General features: G+C 74.1%; 13 protein-coding genes and 1 pseudogene. 12 read left to right on the top strand and 2 right to left on the bottom strand.

Features of this window, described 5'->3' with window-relative positions:
- Window positions 1-84: 84 nt before the first annotated feature.
- The 8 genes from ACWDD9_RS36485 (at window position 85) to ACWDD9_RS36520 (ending at window position 16482) form a co-directional block, all read left to right on the top strand.
- Complete coding sequence (locus ACWDD9_RS36485) at window positions 85-3150, top strand: helix-turn-helix transcriptional regulator (protein ID WP_449813975.1); 3066 nt, start codon at window positions 85-87, stop codon at window positions 3148-3150.
- Between the two features lie 578 nt (window positions 3151-3728).
- Window positions 3729-6752 carry a putative bifunctional diguanylate cyclase/phosphodiesterase gene (locus tag ACWDD9_RS36490; protein ID WP_449813978.1) on the top strand — a complete coding sequence of 1008 codons (3024 nt, stop codon included), beginning with the start codon at window positions 3729-3731 and terminating at the stop codon, window positions 6750-6752.
- A 330-nt stretch (window positions 6753-7082) separates the two neighbouring features.
- Window positions 7083-8936, top strand: a complete 1854-nt coding sequence (locus ACWDD9_RS36495) for an acetolactate synthase large subunit (RefSeq protein ID WP_049657944.1) — start codon at window positions 7083-7085, stop codon at window positions 8934-8936.
- A 32-nt stretch (window positions 8937-8968) separates the two neighbouring features.
- The gene (gene ilvN, locus ACWDD9_RS36500; RefSeq protein ID WP_049657946.1) at window positions 8969-9493 is read left to right on the top strand and encodes an acetolactate synthase small subunit; all 525 of its coding nucleotides are present in this window, start codon (window positions 8969-8971) and stop codon (window positions 9491-9493) included.
- Between the two features lie 110 nt (window positions 9494-9603).
- Window positions 9604-10602 carry a ketol-acid reductoisomerase gene (gene ilvC / locus ACWDD9_RS36505; protein WP_049657948.1) on the top strand — a complete coding sequence of 333 codons (999 nt, stop codon included), beginning with the start codon at window positions 9604-9606 and terminating at the stop codon, window positions 10600-10602.
- Window positions 10603-10845: 243 nt separating this feature from the next.
- On the top strand, window positions 10846-12432 hold the full coding sequence (serA, locus tag ACWDD9_RS36510) for a phosphoglycerate dehydrogenase (RefSeq protein ID WP_049657950.1): 1587 nt from the start codon (window positions 10846-10848) through the stop codon (window positions 12430-12432).
- A gap of 295 nt (window positions 12433-12727) precedes the next feature.
- Complete coding sequence (locus tag ACWDD9_RS36515) at window positions 12728-12889, top strand: hypothetical protein (protein WP_181970683.1); 162 nt, start codon at window positions 12728-12730, stop codon at window positions 12887-12889.
- Window positions 12890-13128: 239 nt separating this feature from the next.
- Window positions 13129-16482 (top strand): S8 family serine peptidase, encoded by a 3354-nt coding sequence (locus tag ACWDD9_RS36520; RefSeq protein ID WP_449813976.1) that lies wholly within the window; start codon window positions 13129-13131, stop codon window positions 16480-16482.
- Between the two features lie 48 nt (window positions 16483-16530).
- Here the strand turns inward: ACWDD9_RS36520 and ACWDD9_RS36525 are convergent, their stop codons facing one another.
- Complete coding sequence (locus tag ACWDD9_RS36525; protein ID WP_449813977.1) at window positions 16531-19044, bottom strand: YfhO family protein; 2514 nt, start codon at window positions 19042-19044, stop codon at window positions 16531-16533.
- Between the two features lie 317 nt (window positions 19045-19361).
- On the opposite strand from ACWDD9_RS36525, the gene ACWDD9_RS36530 reads away from it, so the two are divergent.
- The 4 genes from ACWDD9_RS36530 to cimA all read left to right on the top strand — a co-directional run bounded on the left by ACWDD9_RS36530 (window position 19362) and on the right by cimA (window position 24295).
- Entirely contained in the window at window positions 19362-19928 is a 567-nt protein-coding gene (locus ACWDD9_RS36530) for a Uma2 family endonuclease (RefSeq protein ID WP_380744947.1), read from the top strand.
- Window positions 19929-19986: 58 nt separating this feature from the next.
- Window positions 19987-21024 carry a 3-isopropylmalate dehydrogenase gene (locus tag ACWDD9_RS36535; RefSeq protein WP_380744949.1) on the top strand — a complete coding sequence of 346 codons (1038 nt, stop codon included), beginning with the start codon at window positions 19987-19989 and terminating at the stop codon, window positions 21022-21024.
- Window positions 21025-21222: 198 nt separating this feature from the next.
- Window positions 21223-22335 (top strand): branched-chain amino acid aminotransferase, encoded by a 1113-nt coding sequence (locus ACWDD9_RS36540; RefSeq protein ID WP_049656394.1) that lies wholly within the window; start codon window positions 21223-21225, stop codon window positions 22333-22335.
- A gap of 355 nt (window positions 22336-22690) precedes the next feature.
- Window positions 22691-24295, top strand: a complete 1605-nt coding sequence (cimA, locus tag ACWDD9_RS36545; RefSeq protein ID WP_049656396.1) for a citramalate synthase — start codon at window positions 22691-22693, stop codon at window positions 24293-24295.
- An 82-nt stretch (window positions 24296-24377) separates the two neighbouring features.
- On the opposite strand, the pseudogene ACWDD9_RS36550 reads toward cimA, so the two are convergent.
- Window positions 24378-24479: pseudogene (locus ACWDD9_RS36550) on the bottom strand (ATP-binding protein); the annotation flags it as partial.

The raw sequence follows: 24479 nt of genomic DNA on the forward strand, positions 1-24479 counted from the left end.
TCCGGGCGTTCGGGCCCTTCGACCCGTTCGCCAGGGGAGATAACCCCTCGGCCGGGCCCCACCGGCTATGGCATGCTCGCCTCCATGCAGCACACATCGGTCAGCCCCGTCTTCGTCGGCCGCGGAAGCGAGATCACCGAGCTGACCGACGCGCTGCGCCGCGCGGGCACCGGCAGCCCGCAGTCCGTCCTGATCGGCGGCGAGGCGGGGGTCGGCAAGACCCGGCTGCTGGAGGAGTTCCTGGAGCGGGCCGCCGCCCAGGGGGCGGTCACCTCGCTCGGCAGCTGTCTGGAGGTCGGCGCCGAGGGCCTGCCGTACGCGCCGCTGGCCGCCGCGCTGCGCCGGCTGCACCGCTCGCTGGGCGCCGAACTGGAGGCCGCCGCGGCCGGCAGCGAGAGCCATCTCGCCCTGCTGCTCTCCGAGTTCGGCGAGGTGGACGGCGAACCCAACGACGAGTACAGCCGGGCCCGGCTGTTCGAGCACACCGCGAGGCTGTTCGAACGGCTCGGCGCGGAGCGTACCCTCGTCCTCGCCGTCGAGGACCTGCACTGGTCCGACCGCTCCACCCGCGAGCTGCTCGCCTTCCTGGTGCGCACCCTGCACCGCTCCCGGGTGCTGCTGGTCGCCACCTACCGCACCGACGACCTGCACCGCCGGCACCCGCTGCGTCCCTTCCTGGCCGAGCTCGAACGGCTGCGCACCGTCCAGCGGCTGGAGCTGGCGCGGTTCGACCGCCGCGAGGTGGCCGCCCAGCTGGCCGGCATCCTCGGCACCACCGTCCCCGACCGCCAGCTGGTGGACCGCATCCACCGCCGGTCGGAGGGGAACCCGTTCTTCGTCGAGGAGCTGGCCACCGCCTTCGAGGACGGCTTCGGCGCCGGGCTGACCGACTCGCTGCGGGACATCCTGCTGGTACGGGTCGAGGGCCTGGACGAGGAGGCCCAGCGGGTGGTGCGGATCGCCGCCGAGGGCGGCTCGCACGTCGAACACGCCCTGCTGGCCGCCGTCCTGGACGACGACGAGGAGGCGCTGATCGAGGCGCTGCGGGCGGCCGTCGGCGCCAACATCCTGCGCCCGGACAGCGAGGGCGAGGGCTACCGGTTCCGCCACGCGCTGGTCCGCGAGGCGGTCTCGGACGACCTGCTGCCCGGCGAACGGCACCGGATCAACCGCAGGTTCGCGCTCGCGGTGGAGGCCCAGCCGCAGCTGGTCCCCGGTGACGCGCTGGCCGCCCGGCTGGCCAACTACTGGTACCACGCGCACGATCCGGCCCGCGCCCTGCCGACGGCCCTGGACGCCGCCCGCGCGGCCCGCCGCCGCAACGCCTTCGCCGAGCAGCTCGGCATGCTGGAACGCGCCCTGGAGCTGTGGGACCTGGTCTCCGAGGAGGTGCTGGCGCACACCCTGCGCCCGTACGACTGGGCCGAGACCTACCCGCCCGGCTCCTGCGACCACAGCACCGCGGACGGGGACTGCGACCGGATCCAGCTGGTCGACGTGCTGGCCGAGGCGGTGGTCGCGGCCCGGCGCTGCGGCGACCGCGAGCGCGGCCTGAGCCTGGCCAAGCGCGGGCTGCGGCTGGTCGACGAGGCCGAGCACCCGGTGCGCGCGGCCTGGTTCCGGATCAACCGGGCCCGGATGCTGGGCAGCCTGCGCCGCTCCGGCGACGAGGAGGAGATCGCGAACGCGCTGCGGCTGGTGGAGCACCTGCCGCCGACCGCGGTCCAGGCCGAGGTGCTCGCGCTCGGCGCCGGGACGGCGATGCTCAAGAAGCCCACCCCGGCGGCGATCGAGCTGGCCGAGCGGGCGATCCGGATCGCCGAGGAGGTGGGCGCGCACTCGGTCGAGGTGCACGCCCGGATGACCCTCGGCGGCCTGCGCTACGACGTCCAGGGCGACGCCGAGGGCGGGCTGGCCGAGCTCGCCGGGGCGGTCGAACGGGCCCGCCGGCTGGGCGTGCCCGACCTGCTGCTGCGCGGCATCAACAACCTGGCCAGCATGCAGCGCGGACTCGGGCACCCCGAGGACGCGGTCCGACTGGCCCGGGAGGGCCTGGAGTACGCGAACGGCAACGGCCTGCTGCGCAACATCGGCGCCATCCTGACCGGCAACCTGGTCGAGGCGCTCGCCGACCTCGGGCGGGCCCGGGAGGCCACCGAGGTGCTGGTCGGCTACGAGGCGGCCAGCCCGACCGGCACCCACGCCGAGTTCCTGGACCGGATGCGCGGCGAACTCGCCCTGCTCAAGGGGGACCTGGCCACCGCGGGGACGATGCTGGCGCAGGCCCGGTCGGCCAACCGGGTCGGCCAGGTCCAGCACAGCGTGCCGATCAGCCGGCTGGCGGTGCGGCTCGCGGCGCTCGGCGGCCGGCCGCTGGAGGCCCGGGCCGAACTGCTCGCCGCGCTGGAGGAGGACGGCCGGCTCGGCCACGAGTCCGACGTCTACCCGCTGCTGGCCGAGGCCGCCGCGGTGGAGGCGGACAGCCGGGGCCTGCCGCAGGCCGAGGCGGGCCGGCCCGGGGCGCTGGCCGCGATCGCCGCGGCCGCCGCCGCACTGCGGCCCCGGGCGCCGCTGCACCACGGCTGGGCCCGGCTGCTGGAGGCCGAACTGGCCCGCGCGGAGGGCGCGGACACCCCGCAGGGGTGGGCCGCCGCCGTCGAGGCGCTGCGGCCGACCGGCCTGCCGTTCCCGCTGGCGCTCGCCCTGCTGCGGGCCGGCGAGGCCGAGGTGCAGGCCGGCCGGCGCGAGGCCGCCGCCGAACTGCTGCGCGAGGCGGCCGAACTGGCGGCCGCCCGGGGCGACCGGCTGCTCGGCGGGCAGATCGCCGCGCTGGCCGAGCGGGCCGGGCTGAGCCTCGCCCCGGCCGGGCGGACGGCCGGACGGGCGGGTGGGGGGACGGCCGCGGTGCCGGCCCAGTCCGCCGGGGACTCCTTCAACCTCACCCCCCGGGAGCGGGACGTGCTCCGGCTGCTCGCGCGCGGCTGGACCAACCGGCAGATCGCCGAGGAGCTGTACATCTCTCCGAAGACCGCGAGCGTGCACGTCTCCAACATCCTCGGCAAGCTCGGGGTCGGCGGCCGGGGCGAGGCGGCCGCACTGGCGCACCGGCTGCGGCTGTTCCCGGAGGACCTGGCCCCCTCGGGCCGCTGAACAGGGCCCCGCTGAACAGGACACCACTGGACAGGGCCCCGCTGAGCAGGGCCCCACTGAACTGGGCGCCACGACGGACCCGGACCGGCCCCGGCCGGTCCGGGTCCGCTGTCCGTCCGCCCCGGCACCACGGATCGTCCACCCTGGCACCGGTGTTCGGGCGCCGCCGCGTGCTCCCGTGCGCGCCGCGTGAGCCCCTGCCCGCGCGCCGCCGCCAACCGGGCCGATCCATAGGAATCAGGGGCATTTCCCCACCCTTTCGCCATTACTCTAAGTTGAGTGTGCGTGTCATTGAGTGACGGGATTGGTGTAGGGTCCATTTTGGGAGCATCGGTACGGTGCGGCGGCCGGCAGGCCGCCCACCCCCTGGGCCACCGTCCTGACGGGGCGCCAGGCCACCGCGTACGTCCGACAGGTGCGCGGCCGGTGGCCCGTGGCCGGGGCGCGAGGCCCCGGGCCGGAGGGGGAGAGGCCGAGTGAGCTCCACCGAAACGGTGCTGCCCGGAACCGGACGGCCGGACGCACCGCACACCGACACGTCCGCCGCCGACGTGCCCGCACCCGCCCGCCGCGGCCCGCTGTACCGGCCCGGGGTGAGCCGTACGCTGCCCGGGTTCGCCCTGGGCGCGCTCTGCGTGGCCTACGCGACCGGCGCCGCCGCCGGCTGGGGATCGCACCAACTGTCCGTCTTCATGGGCGACTTCGGGCTGGCCGCGGCGGCCCTGGCGGCCGCGCTGTCCTGCCTGGTGTACGGCTGTACGGTCGGCGGCCACGCCCGCCCGGCCTGGCTGCTGTTCGGCCTCTCCTCGCTCATGGTCGCCTTCGGCAACGGCACCTGGGGCTGGTACGAGCTGGTCGTGCGCACCCCGCTGCCCCGGGACTCGCTCGCCGAGTACGCCTTCCTGCTGTTCGCCCCGCTCGCCATCACCGGTGTCCTGGTGCTCGCCCAGCACCCGCGCACGGCGGCCGGCTGGCTCTGCCTGCTGCTCGACGGCTGGCTGATCGCCGGCTCGCTGTTCACCCTCAGCTGGAGCCTGGCGCTCGGCCGGATCGCGGCCGGCGAGGACGGCTCACCGCTGCGCCTGGCCCTCAACCTGGCCTACCCGGTGCTGGACATCCTGCTGGTCAGCCTGGTGGTCGGGCTGCGCTTCGGCGGCCGGGACGGCAACCGGGCGGCGGTGCACACCGCGATGCTGGCGCTCGCCGTCACCGTCACCTGCGACGCCCTGTTCACCTCCCCGGAGCTGCGCAGCAGCTACCACTCGGGCGAACTGCTGGACGCCGGCTGGTTCGCCGGCAGCCTGCTGCTGGGCTGGGCGCCGTGGTCGCCGCGCTGGCGCCGTCCGCTGCGCGACCACCCCTCGGCCGGCGGCCTGCCGCACCGCCGGGTGGCGACCACCTTCAGCGCGCTGACCCCGTACGCGGCCGCCGCGGTCTGCACCGCGGGCATTCTCTACAATGCCCTCGGCGGACGGGAGTTGGACCGTGTGGTGGCCGCGGCCGCCTGCACCGTCGGGCTGGCGCTGATCCTCCGGCAGGGCGTCATGCTGCTCGACAACCTGTCGCTGGCGCAGGAACTCGCCCACAAGGAGGCGCACTTCCGCTCCCTGGTGCAGGGCTCCAGCGACGTCATCATGATCGCCGGCGCCAACGGCGTGCTCTCCTACGTCTCCCCGGCCGCGCTCGGCGTCTACGGGCGGGACCCGGAGGAACTGGTCGGCGGCAACCTGCTGGACCTGGTCCACCCCGAGGACATCGGCCGGGTGCTCTCCGAGGTCCGCCGCTACCTCGCCAGGGTCCGGCTCACCACCCACCGCAGCCCCGGCACCGCCGAGCCCTCCGCCCGGGTCGAGTGCCGGATCAGCTCCGGCGCCGGCGAGTGGCTGTACGTCGAGTCGACCGTCAGCAGACACCGCGACGGCCTGCTGCTCAACAGCCGGGACGTCACCGAACGCGTCATGCTCCAGGCCCAGTTGCAGCACAACGCCTTCCACGACCCGCTCACCGACCTGCCCAACCGGGCGCTGTTCACCCAGCGGCTGCGGGCCGCCCTCGGCGCCCGCGGCCAGCAGGGCGGGACGGGCGCCGGGATCGCGGTGCTCTTCATCGACCTGGACGGCTTCAAGGCGGTCAACGACACCGCCGGGCACCAGGTCGGCGACGAACTGCTGGTGCAGGCGGCCCGCCGGCTGCAGAGCGCCGTCCGCTGCGGGGACACCGTCGCCCGGTTCGGCGGCGACGAGTTCGCCGCGCTGGTCTGCGGCCCGCTCGGCCGCCTCCAGGTCCAGGAGCTGGCCGAGCGGCTGCGCCTCGCCCTCTCCGAGCCGTACTGGATCGGCGGCGCCGAACTCGGCGTCGCCGCCAGCATCGGCATCGCCTTCGGCACCCCCGAACGCGGCCCGGCGGCCGACCCCAGAACCGCGGCCGACGAGCTGATGCGCAACGCCGACCTGGCGATGTACCGGGCCAAGTCCGAGGGCAAGGGCCGGGTGGTGCTCTACACCCCCGCGATGCGGGCCGACCTGGAGCGCCGCACCGAGCTGGAGGAGCGGCTGCGGCTGGCCGTCCGGGAGGGCGGCTTCACCCTGCTCCACCAGCCGGTGGTGGACCTCGGCAGCGGCGCGGTGACCGGTGTCGAGGCGCAGGCCCGCTGGCGCTCGGTGGGCGGCCTGCTGCTCACCCCGGCCGAGTTCCTGCGCTCGGCCGAGCACGGCGACGCGGCCACCCGGTTCTCCCGCTGGCTGGTCCTGGAGGCGGTCAGCGCGGCCGTCGAGCGGCGCGGCCTGCCCGGCGGCAGGGGCCGCGGCACGCCGGAGCCCGTCCCGGTGGCCGTCCGGCTCTCGGTGGAGCGGCTCTGCTCGCCCGGCCTGTACGAGACGGTGGCCTCGGCGCTGCGCGACAGCGGGCTGCCCGCCGACGAACTGGTCATCGAGGTGGCCCGGATGGGCCCGGACTCGCTCGCCGACGAACTCGGCCGCCGGCTCTCCGCCCTGCGCGGGCTCGGCGTCTCCACCTGGCTGGCCGGGTACGGCGCGGGCGGCGGCTCGCTCGGCGCGCTCGCCCGGCTGCCGCTGGACGGGCTCAAGCTGGACCGCACGCTCGTCCAGGACCTCGGCGAGTCCCCGCTCAGCCGCACCCTCGCCGGGCACGCGCTGCGGCTCGGCCGCGACCTCGGGATGACCACCGCCGCCGAGGGGGTGGACCTGCCCCGCCAGGTCGCCGCGCTGCGGGAGCTGGGCTGCGGGCAGGCCCAGGGCTCGGCCTTCGCCCCGCCGCTGGACGAGCCCCGGCTGCGCCGGGCGCTGGCCCGCCGCGGCTACCCGCTGCCCACCCCGACCGGCCCGCTGCCCACGCCGACCGGCCCACCGGCCACGCCGCCGGGCCCGGCCGGACCGCTGTCGGCCCGCCGCCCGTACCCGCCCGCGGACACCCGCCCGCCCGTCCCCGAGGACACCCGGACGAGTGGCCGCGGCAGCGGCCGGACGGACGCCGCGCCGGGGCGTGGCGCACATCACCATGGCGGCTCTGACCTGCCCGGACACCGTGCCGTTACTGGCCCGCCGGGTGGTCCGCATGGCGAGACGGTCGTCCCACCTGCTTGACACGCCGCCCCGCACGGGAGGAAGGTCGTTGCCATGCGCACCCGAATTCTCGTACTTGGCGGGCGCGTCGGCTGAGTGGGCTCGTACGCCCTGCTCGTGACAGACCGACGCGCCACCCCTCGCATGCCCTTGGGCACGAGGGGTTTTTTGTTGCACTGACGCTGTTCCACCTCCGCAAGACCCCTGGCCTCGACCGCCCTGGCCCGTCCGATCCGTCGGACCGAGCGGGACGATTGAGGCAGAGCCGGCGCTCGACCCGGACCGGGACCCCACCCTCGCAGCACGGGGCCCGCAGCACCGGGTCGGCAAAACCCGAGAAGAGACAGGCAGATGACCGAGCACGCCGCATCCCCCCGCCGCGGGGACAACCCGGCCGCCAACGCTCCCGCTCCCCAGCACGTCGTCGAGACCATGACCGGCGCCCAGTCGCTCATCCGCTCCCTCGAGGCCGTGGGCGCGGACACCGTCTTCGGCATCCCGGGCGGCGCCATCCTTCCCGCGTACGACCCCCTGATGGACTCCGTCAAGGTGCGCCACATCCTGGTCCGGCACGAGCAGGGCGCCGGCCACGCCGCCACCGGCTACGCCCAGGCCACCGGCCGGGTCGGGGTCTGCATGGCGACCTCGGGTCCGGGTGCGACCAACCTGGTCACCCCGATCGCCGACGCCTACATGGACTCGGTGCCCGTCGTCGCGATCACCGGCCAGGTCTCCTCCAAGGCGATCGGCACCGACGCCTTCCAGGAGGCGGACATCTGCGGCATCACGATGCCGATCACCAAGCACAACTACCTGGTCACCGACCCGGCCGAGATCCCCCGGGTGATCGCCGAGGCCTTCCACATCGCCGCCACCGGCCGCCCCGGCCCGGTCCTGGTCGACATCGCCAAGGACGCGCTCCAGGCGACCACCACCTTCCGCTGGCCGGTCGAGACCGCGCTGCCCGGCTACCGCCCGGTGACCAAGCCGCACGCCAAGCAGATCCGCGAGGCCGCGAAGATGCTGGTCGGCGCCAAGCGGCCGGTGCTGTACGTCGGCGGCGGCGTGCTCAAGGCGCGGGCCACCGCCGAGCTGCGGATCCTCGCCGAGCTGACCGGCGCCCCGGTGGTCACCACCCTGATGGCGCTCGGCGCGTTCCCGGACAGCCACCCGCAGCACCTGGGCATGCCCGGCATGCACGGCTCCGTCCCCGCCGTCACCGCGCTCCAGAAGTCCGACCTGCTGTTCACCCTCGGCGCCCGCTTCGACGACCGCGTCACCGGCAAGCTGGACGGCTTCGCCCCCAACGCCAAGGTCGTCCACGCCGACATCGACCCGGCCGAGATCGGCAAGAACCGCCCGGCGGACGTGCCGATCGTCGGCGACGCCCGCGAGGTGCTCGCCGACCTGATCGTCGCCGTCCAGGCCGAGTTCGACGCCGGCCACAAGGGCGACTACACCGAGTGGTGGGAGCGGCTCGACGAGTGGAAGAAGACCTACCCGCTCGGCTACGAGCCGGCCCCGGAGGGGCGGCTCTCGCCGCAGCAGGTCATCGAGCGGATCGGGACGCTGGTCGGCCCCGAGGCGATCTACGCCGCGGGCGTGGGCCAGCACCAGATGTGGAGCTCGCAGTTCATCCGGTTCGAGAAGCCGGGCACCTGGCTCAACTCGGGCGGCGCCGGGACGATGGGCTACGCCGTCCCCGCGGCGATGGGCGCCAAGGCCGGCCGCCCGGAGAGCGCGGTCTGGGCGATCGACGGCGACGGCTGCTTCCAGATGACCAACCAGGAACTGGTCACCTGCGCCCTGAACGACATCCCGATCAAGGTCGCGGTCATCAACAACGGCTCGCTGGGCATGGTCCGGCAGTGGCAGACGCTGTTCTACAACCAGCGCTACTCCAACACCGTGCTGCACTCCGGCCCCGGCCACGACGGCATCGAGCCGCCGGCCCAGGGCACCCGGATCCCCGACTTCGTCAAGCTGTCCGAGGCGATGGGCTGCGTGGGCCTGCGCTGCGAGCGCCCCGAGGACCTCGACGCGGTCATCCGGCAGGCGATGGAGATCAACGACCGCCCGGTCGTCATCGACTTCATCGTCCACCAGGACGCCATGGTCTGGCCGATGGTCGCGGCCGGCACCAGCAACGACGAGATCCAGTTCGCCAAGGGCGTGCGCCCCGACTTCGGCGACGACCTCGACTGATGTCCCCCTCTCCAGAACGACTGAGGAATCCCATGTCCAAGCACACCCTCTCCGTCCTGGTCGAGAACAAGCCCGGCGTGCTCGCCCGCATCGCCGCCCTGTTCTCCCGTCGGGGTTTCAACATCGACTCCCTCGCCGTCGGCTCGACCGAGCATCCGGACGTGTCCCGGATGACGATCGTGGTCAACGTCGAGGACCTCCCGCTGGAACAGGTCACCAAGCAGCTCAACAAGCTCGTGAACGTGATAAAGATCGTCGAACTCGACCAGTCCGCTGCGATCCAGCGGGAACTGGTCCTGGTGAAGGTCCGCGCCGACAACGAGACCCGGTCGCAGATCGTCGAGATCGTCCAGCTGTTCCGTGCCAAGACCGTCGACGTGTCGCCGGAAGCGGTGACCATCGAGGCCACCGGCAGCTCGGACAAGCTGGAGGCCATGCTCCGGATGCTGGAGCCTTACGGCATCAAGGAGTTGGTCCAGTCCGGCCTGGTCGCCATCGGCCGCGGCGCGCGCTCCATCACGGACCGCTCGCTGCGCGCCCTGGACCGCAGCGCGTGAACAGCGCGCCTCCGCGTCTCAATCCCTGAAGCAAAGACCCACACCACACCGCGTGCGCATACGGTGAACACCGCGTACCCGGACCCCATCACGCAAGGAGATGTGCCCCCGTGGCCGAGCTGTTCTACGAAGACGACGCCGACCTGTCCATCATCCAGGGCCGCAAGGTCGCGGTCATCGGCTACGGCAGCCAGGGCCACGCCCACGCGCTGTCGCTGCGCGACTCCGGCGCCGACGTCCGGGTCGGTCTGAAGCCGGAGTCCAAGTCCCGTGCCAAGGCGGAGGAGGCCGGCCTGCGCGTCGTCACCCCGGCCGAGGCCGCGGCCGAGGCCGACGTCATCATGATCCTGGTCCCGGACCCGATCCAGGCCGACGTCTACGAGGCCGACATCGCCCCGCACCTGAAGGCCGGCGACGCCCTGTTCTTCGGCCACGGCCTGAACATCCGCTTCGGCTTCATCAAGCCCCCGGCGGACGTCGACGTCTGCATGGTCGCCCCGAAGGGCCCGGGCCACCTGGTCCGCCGCCAGTACGAGGAGGGCCGCGGCGTCCCCGCGATCGTCGCGGTCGAGCAGGACGCCTCGGGCAAGGCCTTCGAGCTGGCGCTGTCCTACGCCAAGGGCCTGGGCGCCACCAAGGCCGGCGTCATCAAGACCACCTTCACCGAGGAGACCGAGACCGACCTGTTCGGTGAGCAGGCCGTCCTCTGCGGTGGCACCGCCGCCCTGGTGAAGGCCGGGTTCGAGACCCTGGTCGAGGCCGGCTACCAGCCGGAGATCGCCTACTTCGAGTGCCTGCACGAGCTGAAGCTCATCGTCGACCTGATGTACGAGGGCGGCCTGGAGAAGATGCGCTGGTCGGTCTCCGAGACCGCCGAGTGGGGCGACTACGTCACCGGCCCGCGGATCATCACCGCGGACACCAAGGCCGCGATGAAGCAGGTCCTCGCCGAGATCCAGGACGGCACCTTCGCCAACACCTGGATCGCCGAGTACAAGGCGGGCCTGCCCAAGTACAACGAGTACAAGAAGGCCGACGAGGACCACCTGCTGGAGACCACCGGCAAGAAGCTGCGCTCGCTGATGAGCTGGGTCAACGAGAACGCCTGACCCCTTCCGGGCCGTTTCCCCGGCCCCGAATTTGTAACGTCCTTGTACAAGTAGGCTGCTCTCGTCCGGGTGATTTCGCCGGACGGGAGCAGCCCGCTACCCAGCCCGTCGATACACTCCGAGTGCGCGTCAGGCCCACAGCGTCGTGCGTCTACCTACGCGGCATGCCACCTTCCCCCGCCCTCCACGCCACCTACGTGCCCGGGGGAACCGGACAGTTAAGGACCCACTGTCGTGAGCACTGTGACCTCCAAAAGCGCTGTCGTACTGATCGCCGAAGAGCTCTCGCCCGCCACCGTCGACGCCCTCGGCCCCGACTTCGAGATCCGCCACTGCAACGGCGCCGACCGCACCGAGCTGCTCACCGCGATCGCCGACGTCGACGCGATCCTGATCCGCTCCGCCACCAAGGTCGACGCCGAGGCGCTGGCCGCCGCCCGCAAGCTCAAGGTGGTCGCCCGGGCCGGCGTCGGCCTGGACAACGTGGACGTCGCCGCCGCCACCAAGGCCGGCGTGATGGTCGTCAACGCGCCGACCTCCAACATCGTCACCGCCGCCGAGCTCGCCTGCGGCCTGCTGATCTCCGTCGCCCGCAACATCGCGCCGGCCAACGCCGCGCTCAAGCAGGGCGAGTGGAAGCGCAACAAGTACACCGGCGTCGAGCTGAGCGAGAAGACCCTCGGCGTCGTCGGCCTCGGCCGGATCGGCGTCCTGGTCGCCCAGCGGATGTCCGCGTTCGGCATGAAGATCGTCGCGTACGACCCCTACATCCAGGCCGCCCGCGCCGCGCAGATGGGCGTCAAGCTGGTCACGCTGGAGGAGCTGCTGGAGGTGTCGGACTTCATCACCGTCCACCTCCCCAAGACCCCGGAGACCATCGGCCTGATCGGCGACGAGGCGCTGCACAAGGTCAAGCCGACCGTCCGCATCGTGAACGCCGCCCGCGGCGGCATCGTCGACGAGGAGGCGCTGGCGAGCGCGCTGCGCGAGGGCCGGGTGGCCGGCGCCGGCCTGGACGTGTACGCCAAGGAGCCGTGCACCGACTCCCCGCTGTTCGCCTTCGACAACGTGGTCGCCACCCCGCACCTGGGCGCCTCCACCGACGAGGCGCAGGAGAAGGCCGGCATCGCGGTCGCCCGCTCGGTGCGCCTCGCGCTGGCCGGCGAGCTGGTGCCGGACGCGGTGAACGTCCAGGGCGGCGTGATCGCCGAGGACGTCCGCCCGGGCCTGCCGCTGGCCGAGAAGCTCGGCCGGATCTTCACCGCGCTGGCCGGCGAGGTGGCCGTCCGCCTCGACGTCGAGGTCCGCGGCGAGATCACCCAGCACGACGTGAAGGTGCTCGAACTGTCCGCGCTGAAGGGCGTGTTCGAGGACGTGGTGGCGGAGACGGTGTCCTACGTCAACGCCCCGCTGTTCGCCCAGGAGCGCGGTGTCGAGGTCCGTCTGACCACCTCCAGCGAGAGCCTCGAGCACCGCAACGTGATCACCGTCCGCGGCACGCTCGGGAACGGCGAGGAGATCGCCATCTCCGGCACGCTGGCCGGCCCCAAGCAGACCCAGAAGATCGTCGGCGTGGACGCCTTCGACGTGGACGTGGCGCTCACCGACCACATGGCCTTCTTCAAGTACGAGGACCGTCCCGGCGTGGTCGGCGTGCTCGGCCGCCACCTCGGCGACGCGGGCATCAACATCGCCGGCATGCAGGTCGCCCGCGACGGCGGCAGCGCGCTGGCCTCCATCACCGTGGACACCGAGATCCCGCAGGAGGTGCTCTCGGCGATCGCCGCCGAGATCGGCGCCCGCTTCGCGCGCTCGGTCGACCTGGGCTGATCCTCCGGCCCCAGGGCCGTCCCGGCAGGGCCCGGACCACCGTTCGACGGTGGTCCGGGCCCCGCTGCGTTCTCCCGGGTGAGACCCGTCTCAGATACTAGGAAATCCAAGTATTCGTGCAGACACGGCCAGGGCGTGGTCGTACCGTGGAAGGGCCGTACGGTGTGCCGCCCCTGTAGCCAGGGCGCGCGGCCCGTGTACGCGTGCGCCTTCACGAGCAGGCGATCCCTGCTCCCGCGCTCCCTTTCCCCTCTTCGCGCTCGCCCTCCGCAGCGCCGCTTCCAAGGAGCCCGGTATGTCGCCGACCGCCGACCGTCACGCCACGTCCGCCCCCGCCGCCGCCCCGGTCCGCGCCCCGCGCCGCCGCCGGGCCGTCGAGCGGAACCCCTTCGCGGCCGCCGCCCTCCAGCGTGCGCTGGACCGCCGGGACAACGGCGGCGCGACCGGCCACCACTGAGCGGCCGGCGCCTCCGGGCCGGGCCGCCCGGCGGTGGCGTTCATCCGTCGAATGGGCCGTACGGGTGCGCCGGATGTCACCCAGTAGAGTGCAACCCCGGTCCGTCCGAGGGAAGTTGCTCGTCCCCGTCGGCGCGATCATCCTAATTTGGGGCCCTCGGAGGGGTGATCGACGTTCGCGTGGGCGAGCGTCAGCGACACGGTGTGCGGATCAGTCCCCCTGCCGGGGGAGAGGGCCCAGTGCGTCTGCCACCCGTCCGCCGACCCGCCGCCCGGATCGGCCTCACCCTGGCCCTGCTGGCCGGAAGCGCCGTCCTCGCCGCCACCCCGGCGGCCGGCGGCCCACCGTCCGCGGGGCCGCCGTCCGCCGGACCGCCGGGGCCGGGCCGAACGGCCTCCGTCCTGCTCGAACTCACCACCGAGGCGGCCGGCTCCGCCTGGCGGCGCGCCGCCGACGGGGCCCGGCGCGCCCAGCGCCCCCCGGAGGCCGTCCGCCGGGAGGCCGCGCGGGCCGGCGCCGCCCAGCGGGCCCGGGCCGGGGACGCCCTCGACCGGCTCGCCGGCGCCGTCCACCGGGCGGCACCCGCCGCCCGCGAGCTCTACCGCACCCGCACCGTGCTCGCCGGCCTCGCGGTCAGCGCGCCCGCCGACCGGCTGCCCGCGCTGCGGGCGCTGCCGGGCGTCCGGGCCGTCCACCCGATCGTCGCCAAACGGCGCGACAACGCCCACTCCGTCCCGCTGACCGGCGCCCCGCAGGTCTGGGCCGGCGACCAGGCGGCCGGCACCGGCCGGGGCACCCGGATCGGGATCATCGACAGCGGCATCGACTACACCCACGCCGACTTCGGCGGCCCCGGCACCGAGGAGGCGTTCCGCTCGGTCGAGCGCGGCAGGCCCGCGCCGCCCGCGCTGTTCCCCAACGCCAAGGTGGTCGGCGGCAAGGACCTGGTCGGCGACGACTACGACCCCGACCCGGCCTCCCCGCACTACCAGCCGGTGCCGCACCCCGGCGACAACCCGATCGACTGCGTGCGCAACGGGCACGGCACCCACGTGGCCGGCACCGCGGCCGGGTACGGCGTCACCGCGGACGGCCACCCGTACACCGGTCCGTACGGGCCCGGGCTGGACCCGGCCGGCTTCCGGATCGGCCCCGGCGCCGCCCCGGGCGCGCAGCTGTACGCGATCCGGGTGTTCGGCTGCGACGGCTCCACCGACCGGGTCACCGAGGCGCTCGACCTGGCCGCCGACCCGAACGGCGACGGCGACCTGAGCGACCGGCTGGACGTCGTCAACCTCTCGCTCGGCAGCCACTTCGGCAGCACCGACGACACCGACGCCCTGGCCGCCGACCGGCTCGCCGAGCTCGGCACCGTCGTGATCGCGGCGGCGGGCAACGACGGCGACGTGTACGGCATCGGCGGCAGCCCCGGCACCGCCGCCCGGGCGATCACCGTCGCCGCCTCGGTGCACGGCCACGCCGACGTGGACGGCATCACCGTGCTCGCCCCCGCCGCCCAGGCCGGGGTCGTCCCGGCGCACTGGAGCGAGCGCTACCAGGGCTGGTCCACCGCCGACGTCAGCGGCGAACTCGCCCTGCCCGCCGACCAGTCGGACGGCTGCACCGAGTTCGGCGAGGCCGACCGGCAGCGGCTGAAGGGGCGGATCGCGCTGCTCACCTGGCACACCCGGGAAGCCGACCGGGCCTGCAACTCCGGCCCGCGCGCCGACCACGCCGCCGACGCGGGCGCGATCGGCGCCCTGTACGCCGCCGACTCCGACCACCTCGCCGAGATCTCCGGCGACGACCGGATCCCGGCCGTGCTGCTGGGGCGCGCCGACGGCGAGCGGCTGCGGCAGGCCGCGGCCGCCGGGCCGGTGACGGTCCGGCTCGCCGCGCCCGGCAACCCGCTGCACGGCTCCGTCGCCCAGGACCAGCCGGCCCGGATCGACACCATGACCGACTTCAGCTCGCGCGGCATCGGCGTGCCGGGCGTGGTCAAGCCCGACCTGGCGGCCCCCGGCGAGGGCATCTGGTCCAGCCTGGTCGGCAGCGGTACCGGCGGCCAGCGCGAGAGCGGCACCTCGATGGCCGCCCCGCACGTGGCCGGGCTCGCCGCGCTGGTCCGCGCCGCGCACCCGGACTGGCCGGTCGAGCAGGTCAAGGCCGCGCTGATGAACACCACCGAGGACACCTTCCTCGGCGACGAGCACAGCGGGCCGGTCTACGGGCCCGAGCGCACCGGGGCCGGGAGGGTCCGGGTGGACCGGGCGGTCCGCACGCCCGCCGTCGCCTACGCGGCGGGGGAGGGCGCCGTGGAGGGCGGGGTCGGGGTCTCCTTCGGGCCGGTCGAGGTCGGCGGGCCGACGGCGGTGACCCGGGAGATCGAGGTGCGCAACACCTCGAACGCGCCACTGGCGTACCGCACCTCGTACGCGGCCGCCACCCTGCTGCCGGGCGCCTCCTACCAGGTGGCACCGGCCCGGGTGGACGTCCCGGCGGGCGGCACCGCGCGGGTACGGGTCACCCTGGCCGTGCCGGGGGAGCTGGGGCGCGCGCCCGACCCGACCATCGACACCGTGCAGGGCGGCCGGGCCCGCAGCTACCGGGGCGAGCTCTCCGGCCGGGTGCTGCTCACCCCGGTCGGTGGCGACGCGCTCCCGCAGCTGCGGATCCCGGTGCTGGCCGCCCCGCGCCCGACCGGCGACCTCACGGCGGCGGCCACCGTCCGCACCGCCCGGGACGGCACCCTGGTCACCCTCGGCGGCCGCGCCGCCCCCGGCGAACAGCCCGGGCTGGTCAGCGCCTTCGCCCTCGGCGGCGAGGGTGAGCGCTGGCCCGACTGCCCGCCCGGCGGCAGCGGCACGGCGGTCGCGCCCGGCGCGGGCCTGCGGCCGAAGGACACCGGGAAGGAGCCGGACCCGGCGGAGGAGGTCTGCGTCGAGCACCCCGGCGAGCGGGCCGCCGGCCTGCGCGCGGCCGGCGCCGCCGTCGACTCCGAACTGCTGTACGTGGGCGCGCAGTTGTGGGCGCCCGCGGCCACCCCGGTGGGGCTGTACGGGGTGCGGGTGGCGCTGGACACCGACGGGGACGGCAGCACCGACGTCATCCTCAAGGCCGACCGGCTGCGCGGTAGCGACGTCCTGGTCTCCCGTGCCCTGGACGCCCGCACCGGGGCCGAACTGGACGTCCAGCCGCTCAACGCCCACTGGGGCGACACCGACACCGGGCTGCTGGACAGCGACGTCCTGGTGCTGCCCGTCCGGCTGAGCGCCCTGCCAGGCGTCGCGCCCGGGCACAGCACCGTCCGCTACGGCGTCTGGACCGGCTACGCCGGGGGCGGGACGCCGGACGTGGCCGAGGCGCTCTCCACCATCGGGCTGAGCGGCACCGGCCCGTCCGTCCCGCTGGACGTCCTGCGGCCGGCGCTCACCGCGCGGGCCGGCCTCACCGGGCCGGCCGCCGTACTGGCCCCGGCGGGCCCGGGCGCCGTCCTCGCCGTACGGCGGGCGGCGGGCGACACCTCGCGGCTCCTGCTGCTGTACCACCGCAACCCGGCCGAGCGGCGGGCCCAGGTGCTCGACCTGCCCTGACCGTCGGGTGGAAGGGGCGGCCCACCGGGACTCCGGCGGGCCGCCCCGTCATGTGCCGGCTTGTGGGCCGGTTTCTGTGCCGGCTTGTGCGTCGGCGCCCAGGGCCGCCCGGCGGCGGTCACGGCGCGGGACGCGGGTGGGGCGTCGGGAGAGCCGGGCGAAGACCGCCACCAGGGCGAGGACGGCGGCGGTGGCGGAGGTGACGATGAGCCCCTCGGTGAGGCCGGGCGGGCGGAAGGCGCAGGCGACGCGGGAGGCGCCGTCGCCCAGCGGGACGCCGATCATGCCGAGCACCGGGACGGGGGTGAGACGTCGGCCGCCGTCCACCGCGCAGGTCCAGCCCTCGGCGGCCGGCACGGAGAGCAGCGCGGTGCCGGTGGAACCCGCCGGGAGGGTCGCGGTGAGGGTGTGCCCGCCCGCCTCGACCCGGGTGGCGCCGGTCGCGGTGAGCCGGGCGACGGCGGCCTCCAGCGCACCGGCCCGCAGGCAGCCGATCGGGCGGGCGGGCACCTGGCTCACCACGTCCGACCGCAGCGTCACCCGGACCACCCCGTCCGCCGGGACGGTCCCCAGCCGGTGGATCGGCACGGCGGTGGTGGGCTGCTCGCCGTCGCTGCGGTAGTCGGTGCCCAGGCCGCTGACCGCGCCCCGGTACCAGACCCCGTGGAAGTAGGCCGTCCCGCCCGGCGTGCAGGCGGCCGTGAACACCGTGCCCTCCCCGCCGGCCGGCACCGACCAGCCGCTGGTGCCGTGCAGGGCCGGCGCCGGCCCGCCCGCCGGGACGGGCAGCGGGGCGTCGTACACCTGGCTGCCGAGCAGCGACTCCTGCCGGGACCAGACCGAGGAGGTCTCCGTCCGGGAGCCCGGCGGCAGCACGGTGACCAGCGGCGGCGCGGCGGCCCGCACCGGGGTGAAGCCGGGCGGCGGGGCGTCGTCGAGGTGGGTGCGGACGCCGAACAGCGCCTGCCCGACCGGGTCGGTGACGCTCGCGGTCTGCCGTCCGCCGGCCGTCCAGCCCGCGCCGAGGTCGTGCAGCAGCAGGGCGGTGACGGTCGGCAGGTAGCTGCTGAAGTAGCCGCCGCCCTGGCCGTTCAGCAGCAGCGGGTCGTTGGGGGTGAAGGCGTGCGGGCCGGGGTCGCTGCGGCCGCGCGGCCAGTCGGCGCCCGCCCGGACGGCCGCGTGCCCGGCCCGGACGGCCGCCGGGGAGACCCCGGAGGAAGGGACCGCGCCGAGCGCCGCGTACCCGGACCAGACGGCGTTGCCCAGCACCGCCCCGCCGATCACCCAGGTGGCGAGGGCGGTCGCCCGCCGGTCGGAGTGCCGGCGGTCCAGCAGCCACAGCGCGGCCGACAGGACGGCGCCGCCGGCGGCCAGCAGCACCCAGGTGGCCGGGCGCACCGCGGGCCGGCCCGCCGCCAGGCCGGCGATCACCGCCACCACGGCGGCGCCGCCCAGCACGGTGAGCCGGTCCGGGCGGTGCGCCAGCGAGACCCAGCCCGCCAGCACCAGCAGCCCGCTGAGCACGAAGGCCACCCGGTACGGCCCGCCGGCCGGGATCGCCAGGCCGTGCCAGACCAGCACCGTCGGGGTCCAGAGGAAGCCGACCGCCACCAGCACCAGCGCCGCGCACCACAGGGCCCGCTCCCGAGCCCGCACCCGCCGGTTGAACGGCAACCCGCACACCACCAGCAGCCCGAACACGCCGATCGCCACGTCCGGCAGCTGCTGCCCGCCATGGGCCGCGGGCAGCAGCCGGGAGAGGTGGGCGGCGACACCGGACGGGCCCAGCGGCTCGACCGGGGACTCCGGCTGGGCCCGGCCGGTGGCCAGCACCGCGACGAACAGCACGGGGGAGGCGAGCAGCACCCCGGCGGTGGCCGTGGTGACGGCCCGGCCGGTGGCCCGGACCCGGTGGCGCAACGGGAGCGGGGCCGCGAACAGCCGGACGGCGAACAGCAGTCCGGCCGCGAGGGTGGCCAGCGCGGCGGTGTACAGGTTGCCCGTCCAGGCGAGCGCGACGCACAGCGCGCCGGCCACCCAGTGCCGTTCGCGCAGGCACCAGTCGGCGGCCAGACCGAGCAGGGGCAGCGAGACCAGGCCCCAGAGCCACATCGGGGCGGCCCCGCCGACGTCCAGCACCCAGGCGCACAGCCCGTACCCGACGGCGGCGAACACCCGCAGCCACCGGGGGCCGGGGTGCAGCCGGCCGAGCAGCCGGGCCATCAGGGCGGTGCCCAGGCCGATGGTGGCCAGGGTGACCAGGAGGACGGCGAGCCGGCCCTGGTCGCGGGGGAGGAGCGCGGTGGGCCAGGAGAAGGGGTTCATCAGGTAGGCGAAGAAGTCCGCCAGGAACGGGGCCCCGTAGCCGCTGTTCCAGTTGAACAGCAGGTCCCCGGCGGCCTGCCCGTGCAGCAGGTCCCACAGGTGGGCGTGGTACGGCACGGCGACCGCCTCCGCCCCGGCCGGCCACCGCCCGCGCACCGCCGCCGCCAGGCCGTACCCGCCCATCGCCAGCCCCGCCGCACCCGCGCAGACCAGCACCTCCCGCTGCCGCTCGCCCATCCGCACCCCGTTCCACACGCCTCGCCGGACCCCGCCACCCTAGGGCGTGTCTGACAATTCCCGCCGGGTGCGCGACGCCGGGGCACGCACCTCGCCGCGTTGTCGTCGGTCGCCGATGCTCCGCATGGACTCCCTCCTCCGCCTTGCGATGCACGCACCCCAACGCCGCGCCCTGATCCGACGCCAATGGTCAGACACGCCCTAAGCACGCCCCGGGCGCCCCCCGCGTCGCACGCGCTCCCTCGAAGGAGTGGAGTCCTAAGCGGCTCCGCCGAGTAGCCTGAGAGGGCCGCCAGGATGCCTGTATGGGAGGAACCATGAGCATCGCGCCGTACCCCGACTGGATTCGGCCTCCTGCTGGTGGCTACACCGCAGAGGACCTCGACCGGCTGCCTGATCTCCCGCCGCACACCGAACTGCTCGACGGGAGCCTGATCTTCGTGAGTCCGCAGACCGCGTTCCACATGCGCACCCTCCGTAGGCTGGAACGTGCCCTGGAAGCCGCGGTGCCGGAGGGGTGGGACGTCTGGCGGGAGATGACGGTCAAGTTGGACCGGCGCAACCGGCCGGAGCCGGATCTCCTCATCGTCGACGAGCGAGGGGTCACCGGTCCGAAGCAGACCTCCTGTGAGGCGGGGGACGTACTGCTCGCGGTCGAGGTCGTCTCCGAGGAGTCCGAGGAACGAGACCGGGACACCAAGCCTCGGAAGTACGCGGCTGCGGGGATCAAGCATTTCTGGCGGGTGGAGAGCGACGACGACGGAAAGCCGGTCGTCTACGTCTACGAACTCGACCCCGCCACACACGGCTATGCGGTCGCCGGGATCTACCACAAGCAGTTGAAGGTCGAGCGGCCGTTCCCGGTGGAGATCGACCTGACCTGACCGTCCGCATGGTGGACGGCAGGTGTCAGTACCTGGGACGGCGGAGTAGGGTCCGAGCATGTCTCGCACCATTCGTCTCGCAGTAGTCCCCGGTGACGGCATCGGCCAGGAAGTGGTGGCCGAAGGCCTCAAGGTCCTGGGTGCCGCGCTTCCCGCCGACGTGAAGCTGGAGACCACCGAGTACGACCTCGGGGCCCGGCGCTACCACCGGACCGGGGAGACGCTGCCGGACGACGTCCTGGCCGAGCTGAAGTCGCACGACGCGATCCTGCTGGGCGCCATCGGCGACCCGAGCGTGCCGTCGGGCGTGCTGGAGCGGGGGCTGCTGCTCAAGCTGCGGTTCGCCTTCGACCACCACATCAACCTGCGCCCGGGCCGGCTCTTCCCCGGGGTGTCGTCCCCGCTGGCCGGCCAGCCGGAGATCGACTTCGTGGTCGTCCGCGAGGGCACCGAGGGCCCGTACGTCGGCAACGGCGGCACGCTGCGCACCGGGACGCCGCAGGAGGTGGCCACCGAGGTCAGCCTGAACACCGCGTACGGCATCGAGCGCGTGGTGCGCGACGCCTACCGCCGGGCGCAGGCGCGGCCGCGCAAGAAGCTCACCCTGGTGCACAAGAACAACGTGCTGGTGCACGCCGGGCACCTGTGGACGCGGATCTTCGCCGAGGTCGGCCGGGAGTTCCCCGAGGTCACCACCGACTACCTGCACGTCGACGCGGCGACCATCTTCTTCGTCACCCAGCCGGAGCGGTTCGACGTCATCGTCACCGACAACCTGTTCGGCGACATCCTGACCGACCTGGCCGCCGCCGTCACGGGCGGGATCGGCTTGGCCGCGAGCGGCAACATCAACCCGAGCGGCGAGTTCCCGTCGATGTTCGAGCCGGTGCACGGCTCGGCGCCGGACATCGCCGGCCAGGGCAAGGCCGACCCGACCGCCACCGTGCTGTCGGTCGCGATGCTGCTGGAGCACCTCGGCTTCGCCGCCGAGGCCGCCGCGGTCGAGGCCGCCGTCGCGGCGGACCTGGCCGAGCGCTCGGGCACCCGCGGCACCTCCCAGGTCGGCGACGCGCTCGTCGCCCGAGTAGCCGGCTGACCGGCCGGATCCGAACACACGGTTCCGGCTGACGGGGCCGGACCGCACATCACCGCAGCTTGCAGCTGTTCGGCACGGCCCTCTGGATGCGAGTATCGACAGTGGGCCGTGCCGTTGTGCGTCCATTCCGGTGAAGTTTGCCGAAACGTATCTGCGGCGGTGGCGGCCCGGACCAACCCCACGGTGAAGGAATCAGCCATGAGCACGGCCACCCAGGCGCCCATCACGTTCGACCTCAAGCCCTCCGCCCACCCGCTGCCCGCAGCGGAGCGCGAGGCCCGGCTGGCCAACCCCGGGTTCGGCCGGGTCTTCACCGACCACATGGTCACCATCCGCTGGACCGAGGGCGTGGGCTGGCACGACGCCCAGCTGGTGCCGTACGCGCCGCTGGAGATCGACCCGGCGAACATGACCCTCCACTACGGCCAGGCGATCTTCGAGGGCCTGAAGGCCTACCGCCAGGCCGACGGCTCCATCGCCACCTTCCGCCCGGAGGCCAACGCCGCCCGCTTCCAGGCCTCGGCCCGCCGCCTGGCGATGCCGGAGCTGCCGGTGGAGGCCTTCGTCGAGGCCGTCGAGCTGCTGGTCCGCCAGGAGCGGGACTGGGTGCCGAACGAGCCGGAGCAGAGCCTCTACCTGCGCCCGTTCATGTTCGCCACCGAGGTCGGCCTGGGCGTCCGCCCGGCCAACTCCTACCTCTTCATGATCATCGCCTCGCCGGCCGGCGCCTACTTCCAGGGCGGCATCAAGCCGGTCTCGGTCTGGCTGTCCAAGGAGTACGTCCGGGCCGCCCCCGGCGGCACCGGCGCCGCCAAGTGCGCGGGCAACTACGCGGCCTCGCTGGTCGCCCAGGCCCAGGCCGCCGAGAAGGGCTGCGACCAGGTGGTCTGGCTCGACGCCGCCGAGCACCGGTGGGTCGAGGAGATGGGCGGCATGAACCTGTACTTCGTCTTCGGCGAGGGCAAGGACGCCAGGATCGTCACCCCGGAGCTGTCCGGCGCCCTGCTGCCCGGCATCACCCGCGACTCGCTTCTCCAGCTGGCCTCGGACCTCGGCTACGCCGTCGAGGAGCGCCGGATCTCCACCGACGAGTGGCAGCAGGCCAACGCCGACGGCACCCTCACCGAGGTCTTCGCCTGCGGCACCGCCGCCGTCATCACCCCGGTCGGCTCGGTGAAGTCCGCCGCCGCCGACTGGACCGTCGGCGCCGGCGAGCCCGGCCCGGTCACCATGGAGCTCCGCAAGGCGCTGCTGTCCATCCAGGGCGGCCAGACCCCGGACACCCACCACTGGCTGCACCGGATCGTCTGATCCCGCACCCCGGCCGGCCTGCCCCGTTTCGCATCCCGAGACGGGCGGGCCGGATCGCGGAGGCTGTGCCAGACTGCCAGCGTGTCCTCGCTTTCGCTGATTATTAGCAGCAGGCGCGCCGGTCCGCAGTGACCGCTTCCGCTGGACCCGATGCGGAGCGACCACTAGCGTCCAGACCCGCGCGCAGACCTCTCGCACCCGCGAGGGGTCTTTTTGTTTCTCCCGGACCGGCCGACGGCCCCCACAAGGGGCCCGGGGACACCGGGACCGCGCGCGGGACCATGGACAGTGGAGCCGGGACGAGAACGTCCGGCAGAGCAGTACCCAACCTCCCCGAAACGGAGAACCAGGGGTCATGACCGAGGTCACCCGTACCGACGACAGTTTCCACGTGTTCGACACCACGCTGCGCGACGGAGCGCAGCGCGAGGGCATCAACCTGACGGTGGCGGACAAGCTGGCCATCGCCAGGCACCTGGACGAGTTCGGGGTCGGTTTCATCGAGGGCGGCTGGCCCGGGGCGAACCCGCGCGACACCGAGTTCTTCGCCCGGGCCGCCGTCGAGCTGGAGCTGGAGCACGCCCGGCTGGTCGCCTTCGGCGCCACCCGCCGGGCCGGCGGCAAGGCGTCCGAGGACCCGCAGCTGGCCGCGCTGGTCACCTCCGGCGCCCCGGTGATCACCCTGGTGGCCAAGGCGCACGACCGGCACGTGGAGCTCGCGCTGCGCACCACCCTGGACGAGAACCTGGAGATGGTCCGGGACAGCGTCGAGTTCCTGCGCTCGCGGGGTCGGCGGGTGTTCATCGACTGCGAGCACTTCTTCGACGGCTACCGGGCGAACCCCGAGTACGCCGTGTCGGTGGTCCGCACCGCGCACGAGGCCGGCGCGGACGTGGTGGTGCTCTGCGACACCAACGGCGGGATGCTGCCGGGCGGCGTCCGGGAGATCGTCGCCGACGTGCTGGCCAGGACGGGGGCCCGGCTCGGCATCCACGCCCAGGACGACACCGGCTGCGCGGTGGCCAACACCCTGGCCGCGGTGGACGCCGGCGCGACCCACGTGCAGTGCACCGCCAACGGCTACGGCGAGCGGGTCGGCAACGCCAACCTGTTCCCGGTGGTCGGCGCGCTGGAGATCAAGTACGACCGCCGGGTGCTGCCCGCGGGCCGGCTGGCCGAGATGACCAGGATCTCGCACGCGATCGCCGAGCTGGTCAACCTGACCCCCTCCACCCACCAGCCGTACGTGGGCTTCTCGGCGTTCGCCCACAAGGCGGGCCTGCACGCCTCCGCGATCAAGGTCGACCCGGACCTGTACCAGCACATCGACCCCGAGCGGGTCGGCAACACCATGCGGATGCTGGTCTCCGACATGGCCGGGCGGGCCTCCGTCGAGCTCAAGGGCAAGGAGCTCGGCTACGACCTCTCCAGCGACCGGGACCTGGCCGGCCGGGTGGTGGCCAAGGTGAAGGAGCAGGAGAACCTCGGCTACACCTACGAGTCCGCCGACGCCTCCTTCGAGCTGCTGCTGCGCGACGAGGTGCGCGGCAGCCGGGACCGCTTCTACACCCTGGAGTCCTGGCGGACCATCAGCGAGCAGGGCCCGAAGGGCTTCACGGGCAACGAGGCCACCGTCAAGCTGTGGGCCAAGGGCGAGCGCCGGATCGCCACCGGCGAGGGCAACGGCCCGGTCAACGCGCTGGACCAGGCACTGCGCGCGGCCCTGGAGGGCATCTACCCGCCGCTGGCCACCTTCGAGCTGGTGGACTACAAGGTCCGCATCCTGGAGGGCCAGCACGGCACCGGTTCCAAGACCCGGGTGCTGATCGAGTCCACCGACGGCTCCGTCACCTGGTCGACGGTGGGCGTGGCCGACAACGTGGTCGCCGCCTCCTGGCTGGCGCTGGAGGACGCGTACACCTACGGCCTGATCCGGGCCGGCCTGGAGCCGACCGAGTAGCCGGCCCGGGCCGGTCGCTGCCCGACATGCCTGTGGCCCGCGGGACTTCGTACGAAGTCCCGCGGGCCACGGTCGTGCGCGATCACCGAAGCCGGGCGAGCAGGGCGTGTTCGACGAGGGTGATGAGGGCGCTCTTGGCGCTGTCGCGGCGGCGGGCGTCGAGGGTGATGACGGGGGTGTCGGC

Source organism: Kitasatospora sp. NPDC001119 (assembly GCF_053598475.1).

Coding starts and splice junctions, on each gene's coding strand:
- ACWDD9_RS36535 (WP_380744949.1), top strand. CDS start 19,987: ATGTCTCGCACCATTCGTCTCGCAGTAGTCCCCGGTGACGGCATCGGC.
- ACWDD9_RS36540 (WP_049656394.1), top strand. CDS start 21,223: ATGAGCACGGCCACCCAGGCGCCCATCACGTTCGACCTCAAGCCCTCC.
- ACWDD9_RS36515 (WP_181970683.1), top strand. CDS start 12,728: ATGTCGCCGACCGCCGACCGTCACGCCACGTCCGCCCCCGCCGCCGCC.
- ACWDD9_RS36485 (WP_449813975.1), top strand. CDS start 85: ATGCAGCACACATCGGTCAGCCCCGTCTTCGTCGGCCGCGGAAGCGAG.
- ilvN (WP_049657946.1), top strand. CDS start 8,969: ATGTCCAAGCACACCCTCTCCGTCCTGGTCGAGAACAAGCCCGGCGTG.
- ACWDD9_RS36530 (WP_380744947.1), top strand. CDS start 19,362: ATGAGCATCGCGCCGTACCCCGACTGGATTCGGCCTCCTGCTGGTGGC.
- cimA (WP_049656396.1), top strand. CDS start 22,691: ATGACCGAGGTCACCCGTACCGACGACAGTTTCCACGTGTTCGACACC.
- ACWDD9_RS36525 (WP_449813977.1), bottom strand. CDS start 19,044: ATGGGCGAGCGGCAGCGGGAGGTGCTGGTCTGCGCGGGTGCGGCGGGG.
- ACWDD9_RS36495 (WP_049657944.1), top strand. CDS start 7,083: ATGACCGAGCACGCCGCATCCCCCCGCCGCGGGGACAACCCGGCCGCC.